The following is a 22,568-nucleotide window of genomic DNA, read 5'->3' on the forward strand; positions in this document are numbered from 1 at the left end:
AATTAATTCATTGGCGTAATTATCAAACCAGACGCGAGGCAAAACAGGATATTCTGGATTACATGACCATGTTTTATAATAATCAAAGGTTGCATTCGTTTTTGGATTATCAAAGTCCGAATCAATTTGAAAACAGGTTCTGGGGGTTAATGAAAAACGTCGCTTAACTGGGGTGTACAAATTTGCTTGACCACATCAATTCATCTTTGCTTAGGAGCACCTCTAGCCAGACTAGAGATGCGCGTGGCGCTCGAAGAATTGCTGTTAAAGAAAAAATATTTTGTGCTGGCTGGAAAGAGTCAACGACGCGTAAGCTACCCCAGTAACGGCTTTCTGCACTTTTTCTGAGTGAGCATTGTGTAACTTAGTTAATCTAGAAAACACAGGATGGTTATTTATGGAACTATTTGAAGTAATAAAACGAAGACAGGCGGTACGTCAATTTTCTGACAAACCTCTGAATGGGGAAACCACTGAAATTATACTGCAAGCTGGTCAATACACACCAAGCCCTTTAAATTCACAACCCTGGCATTTTACGCTGATTCGTAACAAAGAAACCCTGAAAACATTATCCAAGAAAGCACACCATGCTTCATTTATCTCTCAAGCCCAGCTGTTAATTATCGTGACAGTTGATACAGGCGTGGATATTGATAAGTGGTTAAAACAGCATAAGCAGCACCTATACAGCGGTGCGGCTTCCATGCAGAATATGTGGTTAGCGGCCGCTGCACTTGATATTGGTTGCTGCTGGGTTACCTTGGATGAGGCTTTTACCAAAGAGCAAATAGGAATCCCTAAAGAACATACCATTATTGGTGGGTTGGCTTTGGGACACCATAAAGAACCACTCAAAGCCCATGCCAAAAAAGATAGGAAAGCCTTGCCCTTATTGACTTCTTTTGAAAAATTTAATCTGCAGGATAACTGCGAAACAGAAAGCTGTTACACCTGTCTTAAACTGGTCCAAAAATCAGCAGCTAATTCATTTGAAGGGGACGATTATGTTCGATATTTTTGCGGCAATGAGTGTTATGCCGAATGGAAAAAACAAACAAAGAAGTGGTTGGATAACGATAAACCCTGAAAGGTTAAATTTACATGAATACAAAGGAATCTATTTCACGCACTATGCTAGGTGAGCAATGCCTCATATACGTGCACCAACCCAATTGAATCGGCACTTGCAACAATCCGACTACGAACCAGAAAAGGTAAAACTGTGGCTCCAGAAAGACACGTTGGCAATGATATATAAGTTGATACAATCAGTATAGAAACGATGGATAAAATCAGGGATTTCATTCTGTATGTTTGTTGCTAGTTGTATTGATGGTTTCTAACAATATTAATCTAGCTTCTTCAACAGTAATATTGCCATATTTACCTAATGTAATTCTTTTCACCTTTCCAGTAATGGGTGTTTTTTCTTTTCTATTATTTGGATTGCGAAACAACGTAAGCACTAAGCAAAAAACAATCTATACTACAATCAAAGGATTAAAAACATGAAAATGCTTTGAAAAGGAAAGCAGAATGATAAGAGCATTAAGAAAGGTAATTATATGTCTTTTTTTCGCTTTTTAAATAAGCTCAATCATTTGTTTAATCGAATCTATGAGAAGAATTATAGATCAATCACTCCACATGAATTAATATTGCATCACATTCGAGATTTCGAGAAACAGTTTCAAAAAAATCAAGAAGCACTCCACTATTCCAAAGAAATACTACAAGACCTCATCAATAAAAGACTGAGAGCATTATTACTTCACGCAAAATCAAAATCGCCCTGGTATAAAAAAACGTTAGCAAAAATCAACATCGAGAACTTCACCAAAGAGCGATTAGACGAACTTCCTACTATAAATAAAACCATTTTAATGGAAAATTGGGATGCAATTGTCACCAATCCCAAGCTTTCATTAGCCTTAGTTGAAAAGCATATGAGCCAAAAAAATGATAGGCTCAACACATTGTATCTATTCTCCAATTATCATGTCGTGGCAACTGGAGGAAGCAGTGGGAAACGAGGCATATTTATTTATGATTGGGATGAATGGATTGCATTTCACACCGCATTCATCCGCTTTCCACTCTATAATAATGAACGCACGCAAATTGTAACTACAAAACTAAATGCAAATTCAAAAACTGTTAGTCTGTTTGTAACAAACACGGCTACTGCCGGCTACGCTTTAGCAAAAACCTTCTGGGGACATAATGAAAATGTGTATTTTCTGCCTATGGCTGTAACACCCTTAAATACAGTCATTGCTCGTCTCAATCAAATTCTTCCTGATATCTTGACCGCTGCTCCTTCATACATTCATAAAGTATGTCAATTAGTTCAAAAAGGACAAATAAAAATTGAACCTAAAATTATTTTTGTTGGCGGAGAACCACTTTTTGAGCAAACCTTAACTTTAATCAAAGAAACTTGGCCTAAAGTGGATATTTTTAATCTATTTGGCTGTACAGAAGGCATGGTGGGGTTAAATTGCCGGGCTAATATGGATGAGATGCATTTGAATGATGATCAATGCATTATTGAGCCTCTGGATGAACAAAGTCGCCCTGTTGATAAAGGAATTATGGCATCCAAAGTGTATATCACTAATCTATATAATTATACTTTGCCACTAATCCGCTATGAAAACTCGGATGAAATTTTATTTTTAAATAAAACCTGTGATTGCGGCATCCAACATCAGCTTATAAAAGCACCTAAAGGTCGACCTGGATGTGACTTTAATTATCCTGGCAATATTTTTGTACATCATTCGCTTTTTTTAGGAGTGCTTTTACCAGAAAAAAACATTCAGGAATATCAGGTTGAACAAACAATAGACGGGGTTAATATTAAAATTGTAACTACTGGTTTTATAAACAAGCTCCAATTGCAAGAGAACATATGTTTACGATTAAGCAAAGTAGGTTTACTTGATGCCAAAATAAAGATTATTGAAGTCCCTGAAATTATCTATTTGCATTCGGGTAAGCTGAATCGTTTTATACCTTTAAAGTCAAATTCGGGTATTGAATGAGCCTAGAAAAAGCAGCTGTACGCTTTTGGTCTTAACTGCTTTGCGTATAGATAATATTAGTTTTCATCATAGCTACGCAAAACAAGGTGTGTGTTACTTCCGCCCGCGCCATAACTAGAAACACCAGCTAAATAGTGTTTTTTTATTTGGGGAAAATCTTGAAATTGAGTGGCAATATATAGGGGCGAATCTTCCAACATAAAATCCGGATTCGGAGTTTCAAAGTTAATTGAAGGAACAATTGATTTATTTTTGAGCATAAGCACTGTTTTAATGATTGAAGCCATACCAGATACTATACCCGTATGGCCGAGATTACTGATGACTGAGCTTAGTGGGAAAAGCTTTGTTCCTGGAATGTCTTTAAACGCTTTCTTAAGTGCGTATATTTCTGTTGCATCGCCTAGTTTGGTTGAGGCGCCATGCGCTGCAATATAATCAAGATCACTTGGTTCAATCCCTGCATTTTTCCAGGCGGACTGCAAGCAAGTGTATTGGCCATGAATCCCTGGTGCCATAAATCCTTCTTTTGAAGCATTACCATCATTGTTCATGGCGGCTCCCATAATAACGGCATGGATTAGATCATTATCTGCAATGGCATCTTCAAGTCGCTTTAAAACAACCAGCCCAGCACCATTTGAGTATAAAGTGCCAGAGGCTGAAGCATCAAAAGAATGGCAATGACCGTCGGAGGAAAATAATCCGTTCTCTTCGTAAATATACCCAACTTCTTGGGGTAAATCGATTAAGCATGCCCCTGCGATTGCCATATCACATTGATAACTATTTAACTCTCGACAACTTTGTATCACAGCTGTCAATGAAGACGAGCACGCGGTATATAAATCAATGGAACTTCCTTGAAATCCAAATTGATAAGAAATATAAGGGGCGATTACTTTTGAATAATACCTTTCTATTGCTTTTTGGGTATCGATAGCTTCGTAATACGCAGATCCTAAGAAATGAGAGGCTGGTTGATTATTGGTGCCAATATAGACCGCTGTGTTTTTGATTAAGCAATTTGAATGATTTCTCATGGTACTCAAAGCACGATGAGTTAAATGTGACATCACTTTGCCTTGAAGGCCTAATACTTCAAAATTTTTGGCAGTACTTTCAAACGGAGGGGTATCAAATGACTCCAAGTTATCTAATACTCCTCTGTATGGTTTGTAATAGGGAGCAGCGATTAATTGCTCAGAAATACCCGATCGCTGTAATTGTTCTGCAGAAAATTTACTAACAGCTTCTTTGCCAAACCTTAATAGATCCCAATATTCTTCAAGATCATTAGCTCCAGGTAATTTTACAGCCATACCTACAATAGCAACTTTATTTAATTGGGTATTTACATTCATTATTTAAAAGCTCCATTTCTTTGGCCGCACCAACCATGTCATAGACACTAACCAGATAGTATATAAATAGGTAACAACCTGAATTTACCCAGTTGTAAACAAGCTGTCATAAGATGTGTTTGGTGCAAACTCACTCCTTGTCATTTTCATACAGAAAACAGGTTTTATATGGTTCTATTGCTGCAACTATCTTTATAATTAAACAATTATTTTAAGTATAAGCTATTTCTTAGAGGTTGCTTAGGCTAAATGAGACTCAATAGTTTTTCTTTATCTAGTTTGCCATTTTCTTTTATTGGCAATGCGCTTAACCATATGTAATGCTCCGGAACCATATAATCTGGAATCCTGGTTTTTAAAAACGATTTAAGTTCGGCACGACTAAGCTCTATTTGTTTATTATGAGCAATTAAGAACGCGACTATTCTATGATCCAGAAAATCCACTTTCTGACAGACAATGACTGCATCCTGAATGTTGGGATGCTCTAATAAATGATATTGGATTTCTCCTAATTCAATACGTATGCCGTGTAATTTCACCTGATCATCTTTGCGGCCTAAAAATAATAATTCATGCTCTTTATTCCAACAGACTATATCTCCCGTACGATACATTTTTTCACCAGGCAAGTAAGGATTCTCTATGAAAGAGGCTTGAGTAAGTCCTGGATTATTTAAATAGCCTTGAGCCAACCCAATTCCGGAAATGAATAGTTCACCGGGTTCGAAACCGGTTGCATTTAACTGCTCATCTAACACAAAAAATTGAGTATTCTGGATAGGCTTTCCAATTGGAATAGTCCGATAACGCTTGTGCTTTTCACAAATAAAATAAGAAACATCTATTGTGGTTTCTGTGGGGCCATATAAATTGACCAATAGTGTTTCTTGTTCTTTAAAAAGCTTATTAAACAGATTAGCACTTCTCGCATCCAACGCCTCTCCACTCGAAAATACGTACTTTAAAGAGCTTAGGCGATTTATCGAAAAATCTTGTTTAATATAACTTAAAAATATACGTAATACAGAGGGTACAAAATGAATAACGTTGAGCTTATATTGCTCAATCATATGAATAAATAACTTAATGTCATGTTCTTTTTTTGGTGGCAAAAGAGCCACTCCGGCGCCTACAACAGACCACCAACAAATTTCCCAAACAGAGATGTCAAAACAAATGTGCGTTTTATGAAACAATACGTCATGACTTTGTAAGGGAAATGTGTTTTGCATCCATAGAATTCGATTAACTAGGGCCTGATGTGAAATCATGACTCCTTTGGGTTTGCCTGTAGTGCCTGAAGTGTACATCACATAAGCTAAATCTTGTTTTCCCCGGTATAGGTTTAAATTATGGCACTTTTCATGACTTACATTTTCGTGAATGCTTAATACTTGAAGATTATCTTTAGCATATAACCCAGATTTTGCTGTCAATAACGAATGATCATCCACGATTAGAAATTTAATATGGCTGTCTTCAAGGATGGTTTGGTTTCTAATGACAGGAGCCAGGGGATCTATCGGTAAATAGGCTCCTCCTGCTTTTAACACTGCAAAGATTGCCACGAGCATTTCAAAAGAGCGCATGAGTTGAATGCCAACAATTTCATTTAATGGCAACCCTTTTCTTTGCAAATATCTTGCATATTGATTAACTTGTTTATTAAAAGTATCGTACGAAATTTGACGCTCTTCCAGATAAACAGCCGTATTTTCTGGATTTTTCTTTACTTGTTCTTCGAATAAGGAGCAAATGGTTGAGTACTGATCAGAAGATTTCATTTATTAAAATACCCTCTACTCATTAATGCAAAGCTTCGAAATGAGTATCTCATGCATTTGGGAAGTGCCTTCGATGATCTCCATTACTTTAGCATCTCTATAATATCGTTCGACAGGATAAGTTTCATCAAAACCAGCTGCACCAAATATTTGCAATGCATGATTAGAGACAAAAACAACCATTTTTGAAGCAACGTATTTTGCTACTAATGTTTCAGCAATGTATGCCGGATTTTTTTGTTGCCTAAGTACTCCTGCATAAAAACACAATTCTCGGGCAGCTTTAACTTGTACAATCATTTCAGCTATCATTTTTTGAATTAACTGATGCCCATCCAATGCACGATCGAATTGTTTTCTTTCTTGAGCATAGCTACGGGCCGCATCCAGACAAGCTTGCCCCAACCCAACACATCCATAGGCCGTTGTATAGCGTCCTTCATCTAAAGCAGTTTGAGCAACATAGGCGAAGCCCATACCGATACTACCTAATAGATTTGTTTTAGGGATGCGACAATTATCAAAAAAAATTTCTGCCAACATATTAGAACGTAAACCTAAAAAATTAGGCATCGGTGAAATAGTGACGCCAGGCGTGTCCTTTTCAACTAAAACCACCGTGGGTTGTCCCTGGCAGTTTGCTAAAACTAAAAACAACTCAGCCAGTTGCCCTAACGTGATGTATTTTTTACTCCCTTTTAGAATAAACTCATCATCGTTATCCAACAACTGCGTTTCAACCTGTTCCAAATCACTTCCAATATTAGATTCAGTTAATGCTAATGCAGCTAAAATTTTCCCTGATGCCATTTGGGGTAACCAGGTTTTCTTCTGAACTTCTGAACCAAACTGTATGAATGCCCTACTCACCATGCCCAATACTGTTAAAATATTCGCCAAGGAACAAAGCTCTTTCGCGAACGACTCATGCATGATACCAATGGTCAATTCATCCCATTGTTGCCCGCCAAGCCGTTTAGGAATGCAAGCGCCTAAAAAACCATGTTGGGCTAATGTATAAAAAAAATCTCGCGGAATAGCTTGTTCTTTATCAAAACTTTTCGCATGGGGATGAAGGTAATTTTCTATAAATTGGTTAAAAAATTGCTGTTGCTTTAGGTATCGAGGTTGATAATTGGGCAAAATTCCTCTCCTTAGGGTCTGTTACAATTCTACCATCTTGGTCAAAATAGTAAGTTGTAAACAACCCCTATTCATATTGATAAAATCCTTTTTTTGTTTTTTGTCCAAGAAGCCCTGCATCGACCATATTTTTTAATAACCAACAGGGCCGATATTTCGGATCGTTTAGCTCTGAATATATTGATTCTAAAGAATAGAGAACAGTATCCAAACCAATTAAATCTGCAGTATGCAATGGCCCCATTTTATGCCCAAAACATTGTTTAAATAAAACATCTATGTCTTCGATGGATGCAATGTTTTCCTGTACCATAAAAATGGCTTCGTTAATAAAAATCATCATTGCCCGATTACTTACAAAACCAACGGAGTCCTTTACAACAATCATTTTTTTATGAACTTGTTCAAGTAACGCCCTGGTTTTTTCTATTGTCAATTCATCAGTGTGATATCCCTTAATCACCTCCACCATAGGCATTTGTGGTGCTGGGTTCATAAAGTGAACACCGATAACGCGTTGAGGATACCCAACAAGCGATGCTATTTTTGTAATAGATATGGAAGAAGTGTTTACCCCCAAAATACAGGTTGCGCTACATTGTTCATTTAATACCTGGTATAACGCTTTTTTCTGTTCCCAATTTTCAGGAATATTTTCAATAATGTATTCAGAGTGCTTGAGTTCATCTAGTTTTGTTGTAAAAAAAATTGATGCCAATATTGTTTCAATAGAATGTTTGGATGATAAATGCTGGGTTAATAGCAGATAGTGTAAATTTTTAGCTATAGAAGTTTTTGCTTTATCTAGTTGCGATTGGAGGTTATCAATTAAAGTGACATAAAACCCGCATTGTGCGAAAAGTTGTGCAATACCTGAACCCATTGTCCCTGCACCAAGAATAGTAAGTTTTTTTTGTCTCATGCCGTGTGTCCATTCTGTATGCATTATCCAACCAAACTTTATCACAGTTATCCGAATTGAATTATAGTTTACTGGAAATAAAGCCAGCGATAGCATCAATACTCGTTAACTGTTTTGGTTCAAATTCGCCGACCTCAAGATCAATTTTATATTTCTTCTCGATAAAAACTAATAATTGAATGAAAAATAAAGAGTGCATTGCGCCCGTATCAAAAATATTATCCGAATAACCAATATCCTTAATTCTAAAAGAATTGAGTAAAAAAAGTTTTACTTCTTTTTTAATGTGCTTCATTTCCATCTGATCTTCCCGTTTGATAAGGATCATCTTATTATCTAAAAAAAAGCAGTTGGCTTCTACTACAAATGTCGACAGGGTTTCAATATTAAATAACGGCGTAAAAATCTATTGTGAGGAAATTGCGTATTTGAGTACGACTCTATAATGAAAACCACCCTGCCCATTGATGGCAATGGGCAATCATTGTAATCGTCATTTATTTAAAAATTCCTTATTTATGGGTAAACCAGTAATCAGCCAAAGATGTATTTCTATAATGACTTAAATAACGATTGAAAAAATTTTGCGCCTCATTCGTTTTCTTACATCCGAGTAAACTTAGTAGGTAAGTTTGTAAAAATAACTCATCTTGAGCATCACTTCCCCCCAATTTAAAACAATGATTAATAATAGGGGTACCTACGTTATAAGCTGCCGAGTAATTTCCTCGTGCAAATTGAAAAACAAATTCACAGAAAGGAATATGCAGGTCTTTCCAAAGATTATTATCGTAAGCAGGCCGAAGGTTTGCAGCATGTGCTTTTAATTTGTTTAGCGCTTCTTCTGCCTCAGATCCTTTTCCTGACTTAGCTAATGCATAAATAAAATGTACTGAATTAAATCCTGAATAATATTCCCATGGATGTTGGTTAAGATGGGAAACTATTTTCTCGTATAACGCTTTCTGATTTAAGCCGGCCATATCCATTCGCCATAACAAAGAGATGGCATCAATTTGCTCACCAACCGAATCGGGGAGCACTCCGAAAATCCCCTGGCGATATAGTTCAAGAATTTTTCTTTCATCACGTTTGCTAAGATAAAATAAAGCTAAATGCCAAGTATTGTGGCTTTTTAATAAAGTAAAAATTTGATTCCAGGAAGGTGCCACGCTTTCTAAAAAAAGCGTCCCCTTATCCATTTGTTGAGTTAATAAATAGACATGAGCAAGAGTGTGGTGAGCCCAGGGAGTTGCAGCTTCAAGATCCATTGCTTTTTCAGCCATTTGCTGCGCTTCTTGATACCGGCCGTTTAATTCTAAAGCAAACGAATGGATCGCTAAAAAGTGGGGCTCCTTTTGATTCGCACCAGCAGCTTGCTCACAAAGAGACAGAAAAGGTTCCGCATTCTGAGCCTGCCCAACGCAGTAAAACAACCATTCCGCAAATTTTAGCGCTAAAGTATCGCGGGGAAATAAATGTACGATGGCAGTTAGTATGCTAAGAGCACCCTGATAATCTAAAGAAGCCCACGCCTTGGCAGCATAGTAAATTAACTTTTCACGTAAATTTGCGGAGTGCAAGGTCTTTTCTGCTTGTGCAAAATATTTTTCCGCAATTTCAGTAGCGGAATTTTCTTGCGCATATAAGTATGCAATTCCTGCATAAGTTTGAATTAATGGGCAATCAGGATAATTGACTGCGGCATCCAAGATTTTAAGGGCGTCAGGCCCTGATCCCAATATCTGGTGATGAAAATCATTAATGCTCTCTACAGCATTCATTGAAAAGGCTGTGACAGCCAAACCTTTTTCAGTTTCCATAATCAAGTGGATCATTGGCAATGATTGTATACAAAGTATAGCTTAAAAAATGGCTAAGCTGGTAATGTAAAGCAAGATGCTATTTCCTATACCACAACATTTAGATGACCTATTTTTTGCGTTGAGAGCAAACTTATGGTGTTCTTATAGATTAAACGTTAAAGCGAATAATAAAACAGGAAATATGGATATGCATCATAGCCTCCCACTAATTACTACCATCGCAATGGCATTTGCATTGGCATTAGTCATGGGGTTCATCGCCGTACGATTTAAACTTCCAGCATTAGTGGGTTATTTACTAGCAGGCGTGACCATTGGTCCTTTTACTCCCGGGTTCGTGGCTAATGCCGACATTGCCCAAGAGCTCGCAGAAATTGGAGTCATGCTATTGATGTTTGGGGTAGGGTTGCATTTTTCACTGGCGGATTTGCTGAAGGTACGCAAAATTGCCATACCAGGTGCTATTGTTCAGATGGTCGTCGCAACAATTTTTGGGGCCAGTGCGGCAGTGATGTGGGGTTGGAATTATAGCAGTGTTTTAATTTTTGGTCTTTCCTTGTCTGTTGCAAGCACGGTGGTATTACTCAGAGCACTGGAGGAAAGAGGCGTATTAGAATCGGTTAATGGTCATATTGCAGTGGGTTGGCTGTTGGTTGAAGATTTAGCCATGGTGGTTGTGTTGGTGTTGCTGCCCCCCTTATCTCACTGGTTTGGCGAAGGCTTGGCCATAGACATCCATAAACCTCTATGGTTGCTTCTTGGCATTACCTTGATTAAAGTTTCAACCTTTATTGCATTGATGTTGTTAGTAGGACGACGCATTTTTCCCAAACTGCTGTGGCAAATTGCGCGCACCGGTTCACGCGAACTATTTACTTTATGTGTTATTGCTGCAGCGGTTAGCATTGCTTATGGGGCTGCCAAGCTCTTTGGGGTATCTTTTGCTCTGGGAGCTTTCTTCGCTGGCATGATTATGCGTGAATCTTCATTGAGTCACCGTGCTGCCGAAGAATCGCTGCCGCTTAGAGACGCTTTTGCAGTGTTATTTTTTGTTTCAGTTGGCATGTTATTTGATCCGACTGTTTTGCTTGAAAAGCCACTGCAAGTTCTAACGGTAGTAAGCATTATTATTGTTGGCAAATCACTTGCGGCATTTGCCATCGTGATTGCTTTTCGTTATCCCTTGCATTCAGCGCTGATCGTATCAGCCAGCTTAGCGCAAATAGGTGAGTTTTCATTCATTCTTGCTGAACTTGGCATCCGTTTTGGCATGCTTTCCGTGGAGGGAAGAAGTTTTATTCTTGCCGGTGCCCTGATATCAATAGCGATCAATCCACTGATATTTCAACTCATAGAACCTATCCAGGCGTGGGCGAGGTCTCGCACCAAGTTAGCCAGAATTTTTGAACGTTCCGCTGATCCTCTGGCTGAATTACCCATGACAACCAGTGAAAAATACCTGGCTGGCCAAGTGGTACTGGTAGGATATGGACGGGTAGGAAAACGTATTGCAAATTTACTTTTTTCTAAAGGAATTCCCTACGTGGTTGTTGATGAAAATCGTGAATCGATTGCACGGCTTCGAGTGCAAAAAATCCCGGCGGTTTATGGAGACGCTTCCGAACCATCAGTACTGATCCAAGCCCATATTGCCCGCGCCAGCATGCTTATCATTGTCATATCAGATACAGTGCATGTGCGACAGATGATTGACCGCGCATGCACGCTGAATCCATCTATAGAGATAGTGATACGAACACATAATGAAGACGAAGCAGCATGGTTACAGAAAGAAATCACAGGAAAAGTATTTTTTGCGGAAGAAGAAATTGCAAACAACATGGGGGCTTATGTATTGGACCGATTTGGCAAATCCCAAAGTTAATAACCTATCCTTATAAAAAACAAAGCTGACAAGTTCCAAATTGTGAATAACATAGCTTATCTTGTTGACTCTGCAGGATGAGATTCTTGTCCACGGAGAACTTCGCGATACAGCGTTAACATCAATTCACCTGAATGATCATTCTCACTATTCGTTGCGCTGTTGAACAATGCTGCAATAATAACCCGAGTCTTGGGCACATACATGTAGAGCGCGCGATAACCCAAAGTTTCTCCTTCATATAGCCAAAACACACCAATCTCTTTATCATAATTTCCCACAATACCTAAACCAAAACCACGTGGGCTCTGTGTGTCAGGCTGTTTCATTGGTTGACCATCACTGACTGAGATCAATGTCTGCATTTCATGTTTTTGTTCAGGTGTCAAAATAGCATCAGTTACAAACAAAGCATCTACCCAATGTATGACATCCTCGCTATTTGCGACAAGGCCTCCTGCCGCACCTGCCCAACTTAAATTATTTTCAGTTACATCTCGTCCGAGAAGCTCAGGATTATCATATATATTATAGGAATAACCATGAACCATTCTTTGCAACATTTCTACTGAATATTGAGGTATTGGATAGAAGGTATTTTTTAATTTTAAAGGAGAAAGGATCTTCTCTTGAAGTAATTGTTTGTAAGGTTTTTGATATTGATTAGTTAAAATCATATCCATAAGAATATAGCCTGTATTGCTATAAAAATATCCAGATTTTAAAGGTGGATTGTCACGCTGAGGATAGACAAGATCAACCAGCTCTGCTTGATCCCAGTATTGTTTCAAGTGAACGCTCATAAGATAATTGATCTTAGGCGCATCAGAATAGTTTGGGATACCGCTGCTCATATTCAAGAGCTGTGTTAATGATAAATTACTCCAATGAGGATATTGTTTTAAATGCTGACTTAATTTGTCCTGCAAATGTAATTTATCTTCAGACTCAGCAATGACAGCTAAGGCTGCAGTGAATGATTTGGTAATACTGCCTATGTTAAATAAATCATGAGGTGTAATTGGAGGGCTTCCTGACTCGATGCTGCGAGTACCAACGGCATAATGTGTTAGTTTTCCAGCCGCTTTTATTGATACTTGGATAGCTGAGAAATGCTCCAATTGAGAATATTTTTTAAAATGGTGCCCAATGATGCTATCAATCTTTGATTCAGAGATAGCCATTGCTGTCCCAGTCCATAAGAATAAAGCGATAATCAGTTTATTCAAGTGCCTTCTCCAATAACAATTTAAGCATCGTGGTCATGACAGAGCATCTTTTTCCCCATTGTACTGAGCTTTCCTATATTTCACCAAAAAATTCGCAATCTTCTGCATCGGGTAAGCAAATCACAGAAAAAACCATCACCATTCATTTTTTACAGGATGAATCAATATATTTCATCAAGCGTAGCACGGCTGCAAGCCGCCGGGGATCCATTGGGGAGCAAAGTTTAACATGCCAGACTTCAGTCAACCTTTGGTAGTTCATCATATTGCTTCAAGCTCATCAGCTTGTCTTCCAAAGATGAACGACTTCCATAGAAAATATGAGCCGTTGGCGCAAGAGAAGTATCATCATCTAATGTGCCTGCCGGTAAAATAACCTCATCTTCTTTACCCCGTCTAGGCAGCGGGCTACCACAAATATTGCAGAAAGCACGTTGTTTTCTCGTCTTTTCTAGCGTGAAAGAAGTAATATTATTTTCGCCCTTCTCCCATAATAACTGAGCTTTTTTAAAGAAAACATTAGCGCCATACATCGTACCAGTTTCTTTTCTGCATCGACTACAATGGCAAAAATACACCGCTTTTGGCTTTTGCTCAGTTACGATGGTATAACAACAGGCACCACATAAACATTGACCTTGGTATCTATTCATTTGAATTATCCTAATGAGTGGAAACCCTCCGGGTTGAAATGTTAGCAAGCGTAGCCCGGCTGCTCGCAGCCGGGATCTATGAGGTGGGCATCGAGTAAAAACTCACGTTTGGTTAACCCGATTACAAGCAACCAGGCTACAATGACGGAGATCTTTCAGCTCAAACCTATGCTGGCCGCATACCTATTCCTGAACGTAATGTTGGAATTATTGGCAATACAGGATCCACATCGTCAGGCATTTGAGCCCGTTTAATATCAGTAATGATTTCTTTTACCTGACCACACATGCCATCAATTTCTTCTGCAAACTCTGCAGTGAGCAGATTTGGATTATATTTAGGCATTTTCTCTCTCGTAATAAATTGCCTATACATTCCAGCAAGTTCATCCAGAAAAGCACGACAACCTGGAGATTTGTTATTTTTTGCCAAACGAAGCATTCTTACCATTTTCTGTTCATCAACTTCCTCATATGGAATTTCTTGCTCACTGGCAACGTGTTTCATGAGAGCAAGCAATCTTGCCTCCATGTCATCTTTTGAAACCCTGGGATCTTTCACCATATCAATTAAGCCAAATGAACTAGCGAGCGCTTTCATCGTGGAATTTTTCATCACTGCGTTCAGATTCCACATGTCCGCATAGACAACAGTTTGCTGAATCAACGCTAAACCAGAAAGGAGAAAGGCCATCTTATGGATATACGCGTGAGTTCCACGGATTGATTCTTGTTTCGGTGAGAGCAACGATGAGAACTCATTGGGTTCCCGAGGGTCTCTCAGCACCGTAAATAAGGGATTCCATAAGCGCTCATTCACACTATGTCTATAAAATTCCTCATGCACCTTCGTATGAAGGCGAAGTAAAGGAAGCATTTCTTGACCCAGCTGACTAAGTTCTTTTTGTAACCCGTACAATCCTGCTTGCCTCTGGGAAGCTTCTGGTAAAAATCCCTTGGAGAAATAAATCCATAGTTGATCTCCAAGACGTTTATTCATGATTTCTGCAATTCTATGATTACCAGCAAAGGTATTTTCCATGATCTCTGTCAATGCTCTCTCGCTAGATCCACTTAACGGTTTTCCCTTGCTTGCTAGCAATGTGTTAAACAAACTTACAATATAAGATACTGCCTCTTTTGGGTCGGTGATATTTGCTGTTTCTAAAGTGGTCATAATTTTTTGTTTCTGTTCCTGCAACTCTTGTGGAGACAGGCCTGCACCATATTGCTGACAAAATATCCCCATCGCTGCAGCAGTATAAAAAATCCGTTGGTATTTTCCATGCCAGTCTACCAAACGGCCTCTATCAAGGTAAAAGGTTTCAGGGACAGCTTGTAAATCGAAATTTCCTGGTTTTTGTAATAAGCCAAGACAAATGGCATGCGTTGTATAAGTCGCTATGTATTGGGAGCATAAAACAGATGTGTCAAGACGGTGATTTGTCGGTATTTTTACTATTGAGTCGACCCAGGCCAAAACAGATGCTAGATTAAACTGATTTTTTGCCAGACGTTCCTGGAACTTACGCCGTTCAAATTCTACGATATTATGAGAGACTAGCGTACGCGCCTGATTAATATGGAAATTAGTGAGCTCGAGGCTGATTTGTGAAAACTTATGATAGTAAAAATCAAGAGTCTGCTTCAAGAGCAGATCAACACTCTCCCCTGAACTAATTCTTCTGTCAAGTTGGCTTTGAAAAGCAACCGTTTCTGGCACATGTTCGGGAGACTCTAACTCTTTAATTTTTTCCATGAGAGCATACATAATTTGATAAAGCCCTCGTTCCAACCCCACTGCCTCAATTTGGTCAGTCAGTGCTTTCCGACCAAATTCTTCTCGTAACTGCATGATTCGGATTCTATTACGAGGTGTGAAAAGAGCAATCTGCTCACGGATCTCGGCTAACACCTCTAACATGGGGTCCAAATTAAGCGGTTCTGCGGTTACTGCCATTATCGCTGCATCAATATCATTCCTTGGATGAATCATGCACGCCCCGGGTGGGAGCGTAAACTCTGGATTCAATGCTAACTCATGCAGTAAAACCTCCGCAGGAGCGGTCACCCATTTGTTTGCTTCAAGTGCAGCCCGTAGTCCTTGTAAATCATGCTCGAGCATGAGAATCCCTTCTCCCCCAAGAAGTTCCTCAACCTTCCCACGTAATGTTTCTTGCTGACTGCCAAACCCTTCGTACATTTCAAGCTGCCTTGGGTCAGGACTTGAGAAAATTGCAAAACGCTTTGCCTCTATTCGTAAATATTGGGCAATGCAAATTTTGGCAAGTTTAAAACGATTATCAGCCTCCCATTTGGAAAATGTCTCATAATAGGCGACCTGCGCATGATGAAACGCTTCCAAATAGGTTCGTCCCTCAGTCATAAAAGTGTGATCATTTTCTATATTTTCTCGGGACTGGTGCAATTGATAATGCTCCATGGCCGCAAATACTTGATCAGAAGAAGGAGTTTCCCTGGCTATTGGAGAATCAATTTTACGAGGCCTCTTGTCCATATAGGTCTCGCCCATAAATTTGCATAGTCTTTCAAATGACTTGAGCATTTCATCAGCATGAGTTAACAAAAGCGCGTCAATTTCGGTAGGCGATTCAAATATATGATCGGATTTTGTGGCAATGAGATAGGCTGAAAGAAAAACGCGCTCAGGCCGGGATAAATCAGGGCAGCGACCGCGCTCAGGTATAATCAGATCTTTAGCTTGCTCCAAGTGCGCCAGGAGCTTACGTGTGGTAGCCAGAGTATTTCTGTCAAGAATAAATGCTTCTAAATCAGAAAAAGATTTGCCATCGGCTTTTTGGAGTGACACGACATGCTGGAAATACTGAGAAGACTCTTTTGCGGTTTGCCTTAAATGGGCTTGCCTCCACCATTGCCGAATGACTCGCGCAGCTTGAATAAGTTCCTCGTGTGTTTCCGCTCCACCCAACTCGGGACACGATAAGGACTTCTTGAAAAACGATGCGTTACCCAAAGCATGTAAGCCCATTGTACACCTCGCTTTATTCTTTCCATGTAACTAAATGGTATAAAACAAAATCTTGTATTTCGTCAATAATTTTTTTTATCCCGACTTCTGGTATAGCTGGATAGCATGTGATAATGTTAATTGGTCATAGCTTAAGTTTCACTTTTTGTTAGAGCCATCATGCTCATTATGACAATCCGTGGAGATTTTCACATGAAAAAAATAGCTTCTTTGTTCGTTGGTTTATTGTCAACAGCCATGATAATGCCAACACACGCAGAAACTGCGATCATTAAAACCTCCGAAGGCAGCATTACCTGCGAATTATTTACAAAAGAAGCTCCCAATACCGTTGCAAATTTCGTGGGCTTGGCAACTGGAACAAAAGAATTTAAAGATCCAAAGACAGGTGACTTGGTTAAACGCCCTTTTTATAATGGATTAACCTTTCATCGTGTGATTCCCGGTTTTATGATTCAAGGTGGCGACCCACTTGGAAATGGAACCGGTGGACCAGGGTACACATTCAATAATGAAAATACAAACGCAAGTTTTAGCAAACCCGGCGTACTTGCAATGGCCAATGCTGGACCAAACACCAATGGCAGTCAATTTTTCATTACCGTGGCACCAACTCCCAGCTTAAAAGGCAGCTACAATGTGTTTGGCCAAGTCATTTCTGGGCAAGACATTGCGGATAAAATTAGTAATGTGCCTACAGATCCGCAAGATAAACCAATAACACCCGTGGTTATTGAAAGTATTACTATTCAAGAATAATGCTCAATATGTATTCCATAGATCCTGGCTGGCGAACAGCCAGACTGCTTGTTGTCTTCTAATTATCAGATTTTCTACTTGAAATCTTGATTAAATAGAGCGAGGATTTAAAAAACATTCTTACGCTAAACATATGAATTTATACGCCGCTGCGGCTGAGATCATTTCAGTAAAAGAAAAGGTTGCCCAGACAACTTCTCCCTATTTTATGTCCGTATTTTTAGCCGTCCAAGTTCTATGCTTAATGATTGGCATTGTTTTTCTTTTTATTGCATTTTACATGCTTCGTTCAAGAGCAAAAGAACAAAAACGCATTCAAGATCAATTTTTATTTTATTTAATTCTGGGACTTTTTTTCATTTTTTTTCCTTTTTTACTCGAATATCTTGGATAATAACCCAGAAAATGTTGCGAAACTCTAACAATTTCCATATCGACTTAGAGTGAGGTAAACCCTTGGCTACAAGCAGCCTAGCTGCTTGTAGCCAACACAACTCCTATACAGAGTGTTATTGATTATTTTACTAGTTCAAGAGATTTATCTCTGGAAGTAATATGCAATGTTGAATCGCCTTCGCCTTTTGCAACAAATTGAAGTTCATACCCTGAAACAAATTTAGCAATGGCCGCTTTAAACAAAACTTCCGTCACTGCAAATGCCGGGCAATTACGCAAGCCTACTGAAAAAGGAACCAAGGGAAATTGACCTGTGGTACGGCTAGCTTCTGAGCCGGGATGCAAAAAGCGTTTAGGGTCAAATTCATCAGGATTAGTCCAGTATTGTTCGCCTTTAGCTAAAGCATGCAAATCAAATATAATCATGGTATTAGGTGGAATAGTCATTGAGTCTGATGAATATCCTCTTTGGGTATATCTGGGTACTGCAACAGGTGCATCAAACCGCACGGATTCCTTATAAAACGCATTCAATATGGGTAGCGATTTAAGAAGCCCAATATCCATTCCATCTTCAATCATCAACCCAGCCCCATCAATTTCATCCCTAAGCATCTGAAGCTTGCTGGGGTCTAAGGCAATTTGCTCCAGACATAGTACAATTGCATCCGTTAGATTGTCTGCAGCTTTTAATATCATCGGAAGAGATTGAACCATAGGATTTTCAAAATATCTTCTAATATCATCAACAGGCAATGATTTGATTGCAGAGGACAGTTCATCTGCTGAAAGGCTTGGATGTTCGTCTCTAAACAAACTAACCACAGCGGCAGCAATTAAATTTGCATTTTCTGGGTGTTCGTCTGTATGAAGTACTTCGACCAGTTTTTCAAACTCTTGCTCTAAAATACCTCGTGAAAACGCTCTGTAAACATCTCGTTTCTTTCTTAAGCTTGGCATCAAATTCAGCAATTCAGGAAAAGGAAATGCCCCCCAACGCTTCACATCATTTCGATAAGATTCCATCAAATCGTAAGTATTGGTTGGTAATTGCTTAACACCTAATATATTTTCTACCATAACCGCTCGAACAATGCCGCAGACTGCATGTCTGATTTGGATGTCTGCAGCAGCGTCCATATTACTTTCAATTTCTGTGATGATAGGATTAACCAATCTAGACGGAATGAGAAAACGGGACAAATTTTTTCGCAATGTTAAGGCATCATGTCCCGTGTCTGAAATAATAAAAAAATCATTGCCAGAAAAGAATTTAAACGCGGCATGTCCTTTTCGGCCAGATTTTTCTTTGTCAAATTGATTTAGTAATTCAACAAGTTGCGCTTGAGACTTTGGTGTAACCACTGCGTAATTTCCACCTAAATACCCCAAGCCGACAACACTATAACCGGCTTCACTGCGTCGTGCTTCAGTGGTTAATGTCTTGATCATCAATTTAGGATCATGAATAAATTCTCTGGTATAGCCTATGCCGAATCTTTCTATTTGACTAAGAAGACCTACCACGGCTTCATACGCTTGATTAGAATAATACCGAACATTTAACATGATTGAATTTTCAAATAACATACCAAACATACAAAACTCCAAGCATACACAAATCAATTTGCGCTATTATATAACTTAATGAGCAATTTGAAAACATAAGTTATGATATCTGGTAGATGATTTAAACGATTATTTGGAGGAACTTATTAATCTGGCAAGCAATTCACCAAGCTATTAGTTTTTTTGGAACCCCCAGGCTTTAATACGTCTGCTCTCTTGATTACTTATTTTTTCAAACCACTCGCAGGAAAGTATGATGATAAATCACGAAGATGTTCTCGTGTCCAATCAAATAATTTTTGACCAACCGCCATTCCAACGGCAACTCTTGCAGTACCCCATCCAATTCTGAATTGTTGTTGAAAAAAACTCAATCGACTCAAGAGAGGTTGTCGGGTATTCTTTGATTCATTCCACACGTTGGTTAATGCCTCATGCATGGATGGTGGTTTTCGGTTTGGAGGCATTGCGTATTGTATATTGCGAACGTAATTAAACGGACTTGATGCAATCGTAGCCACTCCAGCTGCGCCTGCATTATATATAAATTCAAGACAGGACGGCGTCGAGCCAGTCGTTTTATCTTCTTTGGCAGAGGTGTTCATAAAACTACGCAACATTTCATAAGTACTTCCAAAAACCATATCGCGTGTCATAGTGGCAGTCGTTCCTTTTAGAAAAGGTTTAAAACCTCCAAGCGTCCACATCTCACGAATGCTTGAGCGAAACGATGCGTTTTCTTGTCCCCACGTATGGTATTTGATAGCAGAAATACTATTGGTCGACACACCTCCAATACTTCCTGCGAGCATACCAACATAAAATTGGGAAAGAGTTTGACTGATACTTAGATTATGACGCAGATAAGGGAGCAGGTAAGTATTTAATTCCCCCTGAGCAACATAGTAAATACCACCAAGAAATGCGCGTTGCACTAATGCTTGAGAGAACCCCTGATATGGAGATTTAAAGTTTTGAATGGATAAGAAAGGACGGTTATATTTCACCGATAAATATAAGGCGCGATCCCATGGATTAAAAAGCCCTGAATTTGACACACCTGCAATCAATCCACTGGCGACGTCAATATTAAGTGTTTGCTTATAATTTAACTTTGAATCCCGTTCACCTAAGCTTTCCTTTGTATCACTTTCATTACTCATACTTACACTCTCTAAGCAACCATTTTTCAACATATTATTATATTTGTAAAAAATTAATACCATATTAACTGGTTTGAACATTCCAAGATCGCAAACCTCAGGCACGAGATAAATACCCAGCGGGGTACTAATAAGCATAGGTGATGAATCTTGGCATCATCTAATCTATATTGTAATCCCGGCTGCAAGCAGCTACCTTGTCTTTATCTCGTAAAACTCATAAAAATAGTTAAAGCCAATTATATTGACACCAGACGTTGCTTTCCTGGTGCCAGATTCTCTAATGTCCAGCGATCAATCCGATATCGAATTAATCGAAGGGTTGGAAAACCAATAGCCGCAGTCATTTTGCGAATCTGATGATTTTTACCCTCCTCTAACACAATCTCTAACCAGCTCGTCGGTATGGACAGACGAAACCGAATCGGCGGATCTCGCGGCCAAATCTCAGGCGCATCAATCCGTTTTATTTTGGCAGGTAAAAATTGCTGATCTCCAATCCTTAAACCCTGCCGTAATGGGGCCAATTGGCTTTCATCAGGAATGCCTTCTACTTGAACCCAGTAGTATTTCTTTTTACTGAAGCGAGGATGACTTAAACGATGCTGTAGAGCACCATCATTCGTTAATAGGAGTAATCCTTCGCTGTTTTTATCCAATCGTCCAGCGGCATAAAAACCCGGCAATTGGATATAATCGGCAAGCGTTTTTTCTCTTGCGTTACCCATAAATTGGCAAACTACACCATAAGGTTTATTAAACAACAAAAGTTGATTCATCCAAACTCACGGCTTTTTTATAGAACATGGATTCTACCATACGATTGATGATTACATTAGATTGAGCGATTTGGTCTCCTTCTGTCAGACATGCGGCCAAAGAGCGCAAAAGAAAATAATACCGCAGCAGTGGAAACCAGCTATAAATATCTCTTATAAAGCAAAGCCTGCCTCATCGGTGGACCATGCAAAATCGAAAAAATCGCTTATTATTGGAGATAATTCACTCAACATTGGATGGCTATATGCAAGACTTCATTCTGGTTATGACTATTGCTATAGTAGCCGCAATAGCATCCCCTGTTGGCGGTTTGATTGCAATCTGGCACAAGCCTACGACTTTTTTTATGTCACTGGCGCTCGGCTTTGCCAGTGGAGTTCTACTAGCGACTGCCAGTTTTGAAATGCTTCCACAGGCACAAGAACTGAGCTCGCTGCCAGTTACCGTCATGGGGTTTGCGGTTGGGTTTATTCTGGTGTATGCCTTTGACTTGCTTGTTCATCGAGGAAAACTGGCTGGACAAGAATCAGAGCAATACCTCAAAGTCCGACAGTTTTATCGACGACATCATATTAAACAGGGCAAAGTAACCGTTCTGGCAGGAGGCACCAGCGTAGAAGAACTCATTGAAGGAATAAGCATTGGTGTCGGAACAGCCATCAAGCCTGGTTTGGGATTATTGATTGGCTTGGCAATCGTGGTTGATAATCTTAGTGAAGGGCTCAGTGTAGGCGAACTCATACGTGCAGAACAAGAGTCTCAAAAACATAGCTACAGGCAACGGATTCTTAGCTGGACAAGTTTAATTGGCGGAGCCTTATTGATATCTTCATTGCTGGGGTGGTATTTTCTTCGCGGATTACCTTCTTCAATCCTCGGATTTTTAATTGCCGTCGCCGGGGGCGGATTATTTTATCTAACCATCACAAAGTTAGTACCAGCAGCGGAAGAACGTCATTATCAGCAATCGTCCGCCGTAGCCATGGCCGTTGGATTTCTATTTATCTTTACTCTCGCGAATTTTTTCTAAAA

Annotated in this window: 21 protein-coding genes; 8 read left to right on the forward strand and 13 right to left on the reverse strand. The window is 39.3% G+C overall.

Going from position 1 to position 22,568, the window contains the following annotated elements:
* Together E1O52_RS09415 and E1O52_RS09420 are read left to right on the forward strand one after the other, a co-directional pair.
* Positions 1-167, forward strand: a 167-nt coding sequence (locus E1O52_RS09415) for an IS3 family transposase (protein ID WP_165474755.1), incomplete at its 5' end; no start/stop codon positions are given.
* Between the two features lie 230 nt (positions 168-397).
* A complete protein-coding gene (locus E1O52_RS09420; protein WP_133128463.1) occupies positions 398-1,090 on the forward strand; it encodes a DUF3330 domain-containing protein in 693 nt (230 codons plus the stop codon).
* Positions 1,091-1,137: 47 nt separating this feature from the next.
* On the opposite strand, the gene E1O52_RS13195 is transcribed toward E1O52_RS09420, so the two are convergent.
* Positions 1,138-1,308, reverse strand: a complete 171-nt coding sequence (locus E1O52_RS13195; protein WP_165474767.1) for a hypothetical protein — start codon at positions 1,306-1,308, stop codon at positions 1,138-1,140.
* 260 nt (positions 1,309-1,568) lie between these two features.
* Here E1O52_RS13195 and E1O52_RS09430 point away from each other — a divergent pair, with 260 nt between their 5' ends.
* Positions 1,569-3,050, forward strand: coding sequence for a phenylacetate--CoA ligase family protein (locus E1O52_RS09430; protein ID WP_133128464.1), 1,482 nt, complete (start codon positions 1,569-1,571; stop codon positions 3,048-3,050).
* A 56-nt stretch (positions 3,051-3,106) separates the two neighbouring features.
* Here the strand turns inward: E1O52_RS09430 and E1O52_RS09435 are convergent, their stop codons facing one another.
* The 6 genes from E1O52_RS09435 to E1O52_RS09460 form a co-directional block, all read right to left on the reverse strand.
* The gene (locus tag E1O52_RS09435) at positions 3,107-4,414 is read right to left on the reverse strand and encodes a beta-ketoacyl synthase N-terminal-like domain-containing protein (protein ID WP_133128465.1); all 1,308 of its coding nucleotides are present in this window, start codon (positions 4,412-4,414) and stop codon (positions 3,107-3,109) included.
* A gap of 245 nt (positions 4,415-4,659) precedes the next feature.
* A complete protein-coding gene (locus E1O52_RS09440; RefSeq protein ID WP_133128466.1) occupies positions 4,660-6,201 on the reverse strand; it encodes an amino acid adenylation domain-containing protein in 1,542 nt (513 codons plus the stop codon).
* 15 nt (positions 6,202-6,216) lie between these two features.
* On the reverse strand, positions 6,217-7,344 hold the full coding sequence (locus tag E1O52_RS09445) for an acyl-CoA dehydrogenase family protein (RefSeq protein WP_133128467.1): 1,128 nt from the start codon (positions 7,342-7,344) through the stop codon (positions 6,217-6,219).
* Positions 7,345-7,411: 67 nt separating this feature from the next.
* Positions 7,412-8,266, reverse strand: coding sequence for a 3-hydroxyacyl-CoA dehydrogenase family protein (locus E1O52_RS09450; protein ID WP_133128468.1), 855 nt, complete (start codon positions 8,264-8,266; stop codon positions 7,412-7,414).
* Positions 8,267-8,327: 61 nt separating this feature from the next.
* A complete protein-coding gene (locus tag E1O52_RS09455; protein ID WP_165474768.1) occupies positions 8,328-8,567 on the reverse strand; it encodes an acyl carrier protein in 240 nt (79 codons plus the stop codon).
* A gap of 211 nt (positions 8,568-8,778) precedes the next feature.
* Entirely contained in the window at positions 8,779-10,089 is a 1,311-nt protein-coding gene (locus E1O52_RS09460; RefSeq protein WP_133128469.1) for a tetratricopeptide repeat protein, read from the reverse strand.
* A 190-nt stretch (positions 10,090-10,279) separates the two neighbouring features.
* Between E1O52_RS09460 and E1O52_RS09465 the strand changes: the two genes are divergently transcribed.
* The gene (locus E1O52_RS09465; RefSeq protein WP_133128470.1) at positions 10,280-11,977 is read left to right on the forward strand and encodes a cation:proton antiporter domain-containing protein; all 1,698 of its coding nucleotides are present in this window, start codon (positions 10,280-10,282) and stop codon (positions 11,975-11,977) included.
* Between the two features lie 56 nt (positions 11,978-12,033).
* On the opposite strand, the gene E1O52_RS09470 is transcribed toward E1O52_RS09465, so the two are convergent.
* Positions 12,034-13,206 (reverse strand): serine hydrolase domain-containing protein, encoded by a 1,173-nt coding sequence (locus E1O52_RS09470; RefSeq protein ID WP_133128471.1) that lies wholly within the window; start codon positions 13,204-13,206, stop codon positions 12,034-12,036.
* A gap of 35 nt (positions 13,207-13,241) precedes the next feature.
* Between E1O52_RS09470 and E1O52_RS13295 the strand changes: the two genes are divergently transcribed.
* The gene (locus E1O52_RS13295) at positions 13,242-13,463 is read left to right on the forward strand and encodes a hypothetical protein (protein ID WP_133128472.1); all 222 of its coding nucleotides are present in this window, start codon (positions 13,242-13,244) and stop codon (positions 13,461-13,463) included.
* Here E1O52_RS13295 and E1O52_RS09480 read toward each other — a convergent pair.
* Complete coding sequence (locus E1O52_RS09480; RefSeq protein WP_133128473.1) at positions 13,446-13,859, reverse strand: GFA family protein; 414 nt, start codon at positions 13,857-13,859, stop codon at positions 13,446-13,448. The genes E1O52_RS13295 and E1O52_RS09480 overlap by 18 nt on opposite strands.
* A gap of 166 nt (positions 13,860-14,025) precedes the next feature.
* The gene (locus E1O52_RS09485) at positions 14,026-16,869 is read right to left on the reverse strand and encodes a TCP11-related protein (RefSeq protein ID WP_165474769.1); all 2,844 of its coding nucleotides are present in this window, start codon (positions 16,867-16,869) and stop codon (positions 14,026-14,028) included.
* Positions 16,870-17,061: 192 nt separating this feature from the next.
* Between E1O52_RS09485 and E1O52_RS09490 the strand changes: the two genes are divergently transcribed.
* Positions 17,062-17,628 carry a peptidylprolyl isomerase gene (locus tag E1O52_RS09490; protein ID WP_133128474.1) on the forward strand — a complete coding sequence of 189 codons (567 nt, stop codon included), beginning with the start codon at positions 17,062-17,064 and terminating at the stop codon, positions 17,626-17,628.
* A gap of 133 nt (positions 17,629-17,761) precedes the next feature.
* Positions 17,762-18,022 (forward strand): hypothetical protein, encoded by a 261-nt coding sequence (locus tag E1O52_RS09495; protein ID WP_133128475.1) that lies wholly within the window; start codon positions 17,762-17,764, stop codon positions 18,020-18,022.
* A gap of 122 nt (positions 18,023-18,144) precedes the next feature.
* Here the strand turns inward: E1O52_RS09495 and E1O52_RS13200 are convergent, their stop codons facing one another.
* The 3 genes from E1O52_RS13200 to E1O52_RS09515 form a co-directional block, all read right to left on the reverse strand.
* Positions 18,145-19,623 carry a cytochrome P450 gene (locus E1O52_RS13200; protein WP_165474770.1) on the reverse strand — a complete coding sequence of 493 codons (1,479 nt, stop codon included), beginning with the start codon at positions 19,621-19,623 and terminating at the stop codon, positions 18,145-18,147.
* A gap of 194 nt (positions 19,624-19,817) precedes the next feature.
* Positions 19,818-20,756 carry a hypothetical protein gene (locus E1O52_RS09510; protein WP_133128476.1) on the reverse strand — a complete coding sequence of 313 codons (939 nt, stop codon included), beginning with the start codon at positions 20,754-20,756 and terminating at the stop codon, positions 19,818-19,820.
* A 239-nt stretch (positions 20,757-20,995) separates the two neighbouring features.
* Positions 20,996-21,535, reverse strand: coding sequence for a pseudouridine synthase (locus E1O52_RS09515; RefSeq protein ID WP_133128477.1), 540 nt, complete (start codon positions 21,533-21,535; stop codon positions 20,996-20,998).
* A 185-nt stretch (positions 21,536-21,720) separates the two neighbouring features.
* Between E1O52_RS09515 and E1O52_RS09520 the strand changes: the two genes are divergently transcribed.
* A complete protein-coding gene (locus E1O52_RS09520; RefSeq protein WP_207384197.1) occupies positions 21,721-22,566 on the forward strand; it encodes a ZIP family metal transporter in 846 nt (281 codons plus the stop codon).
* The last annotated feature ends 2 nt before the right edge of the window (positions 22,567-22,568 follow it).

Source organism: Legionella nagasakiensis, assembly GCF_900639915.1.
Classification (GTDB): domain Bacteria; phylum Pseudomonadota; class Gammaproteobacteria; order Legionellales; family Legionellaceae; genus Legionella_A; species Legionella_A nagasakiensis.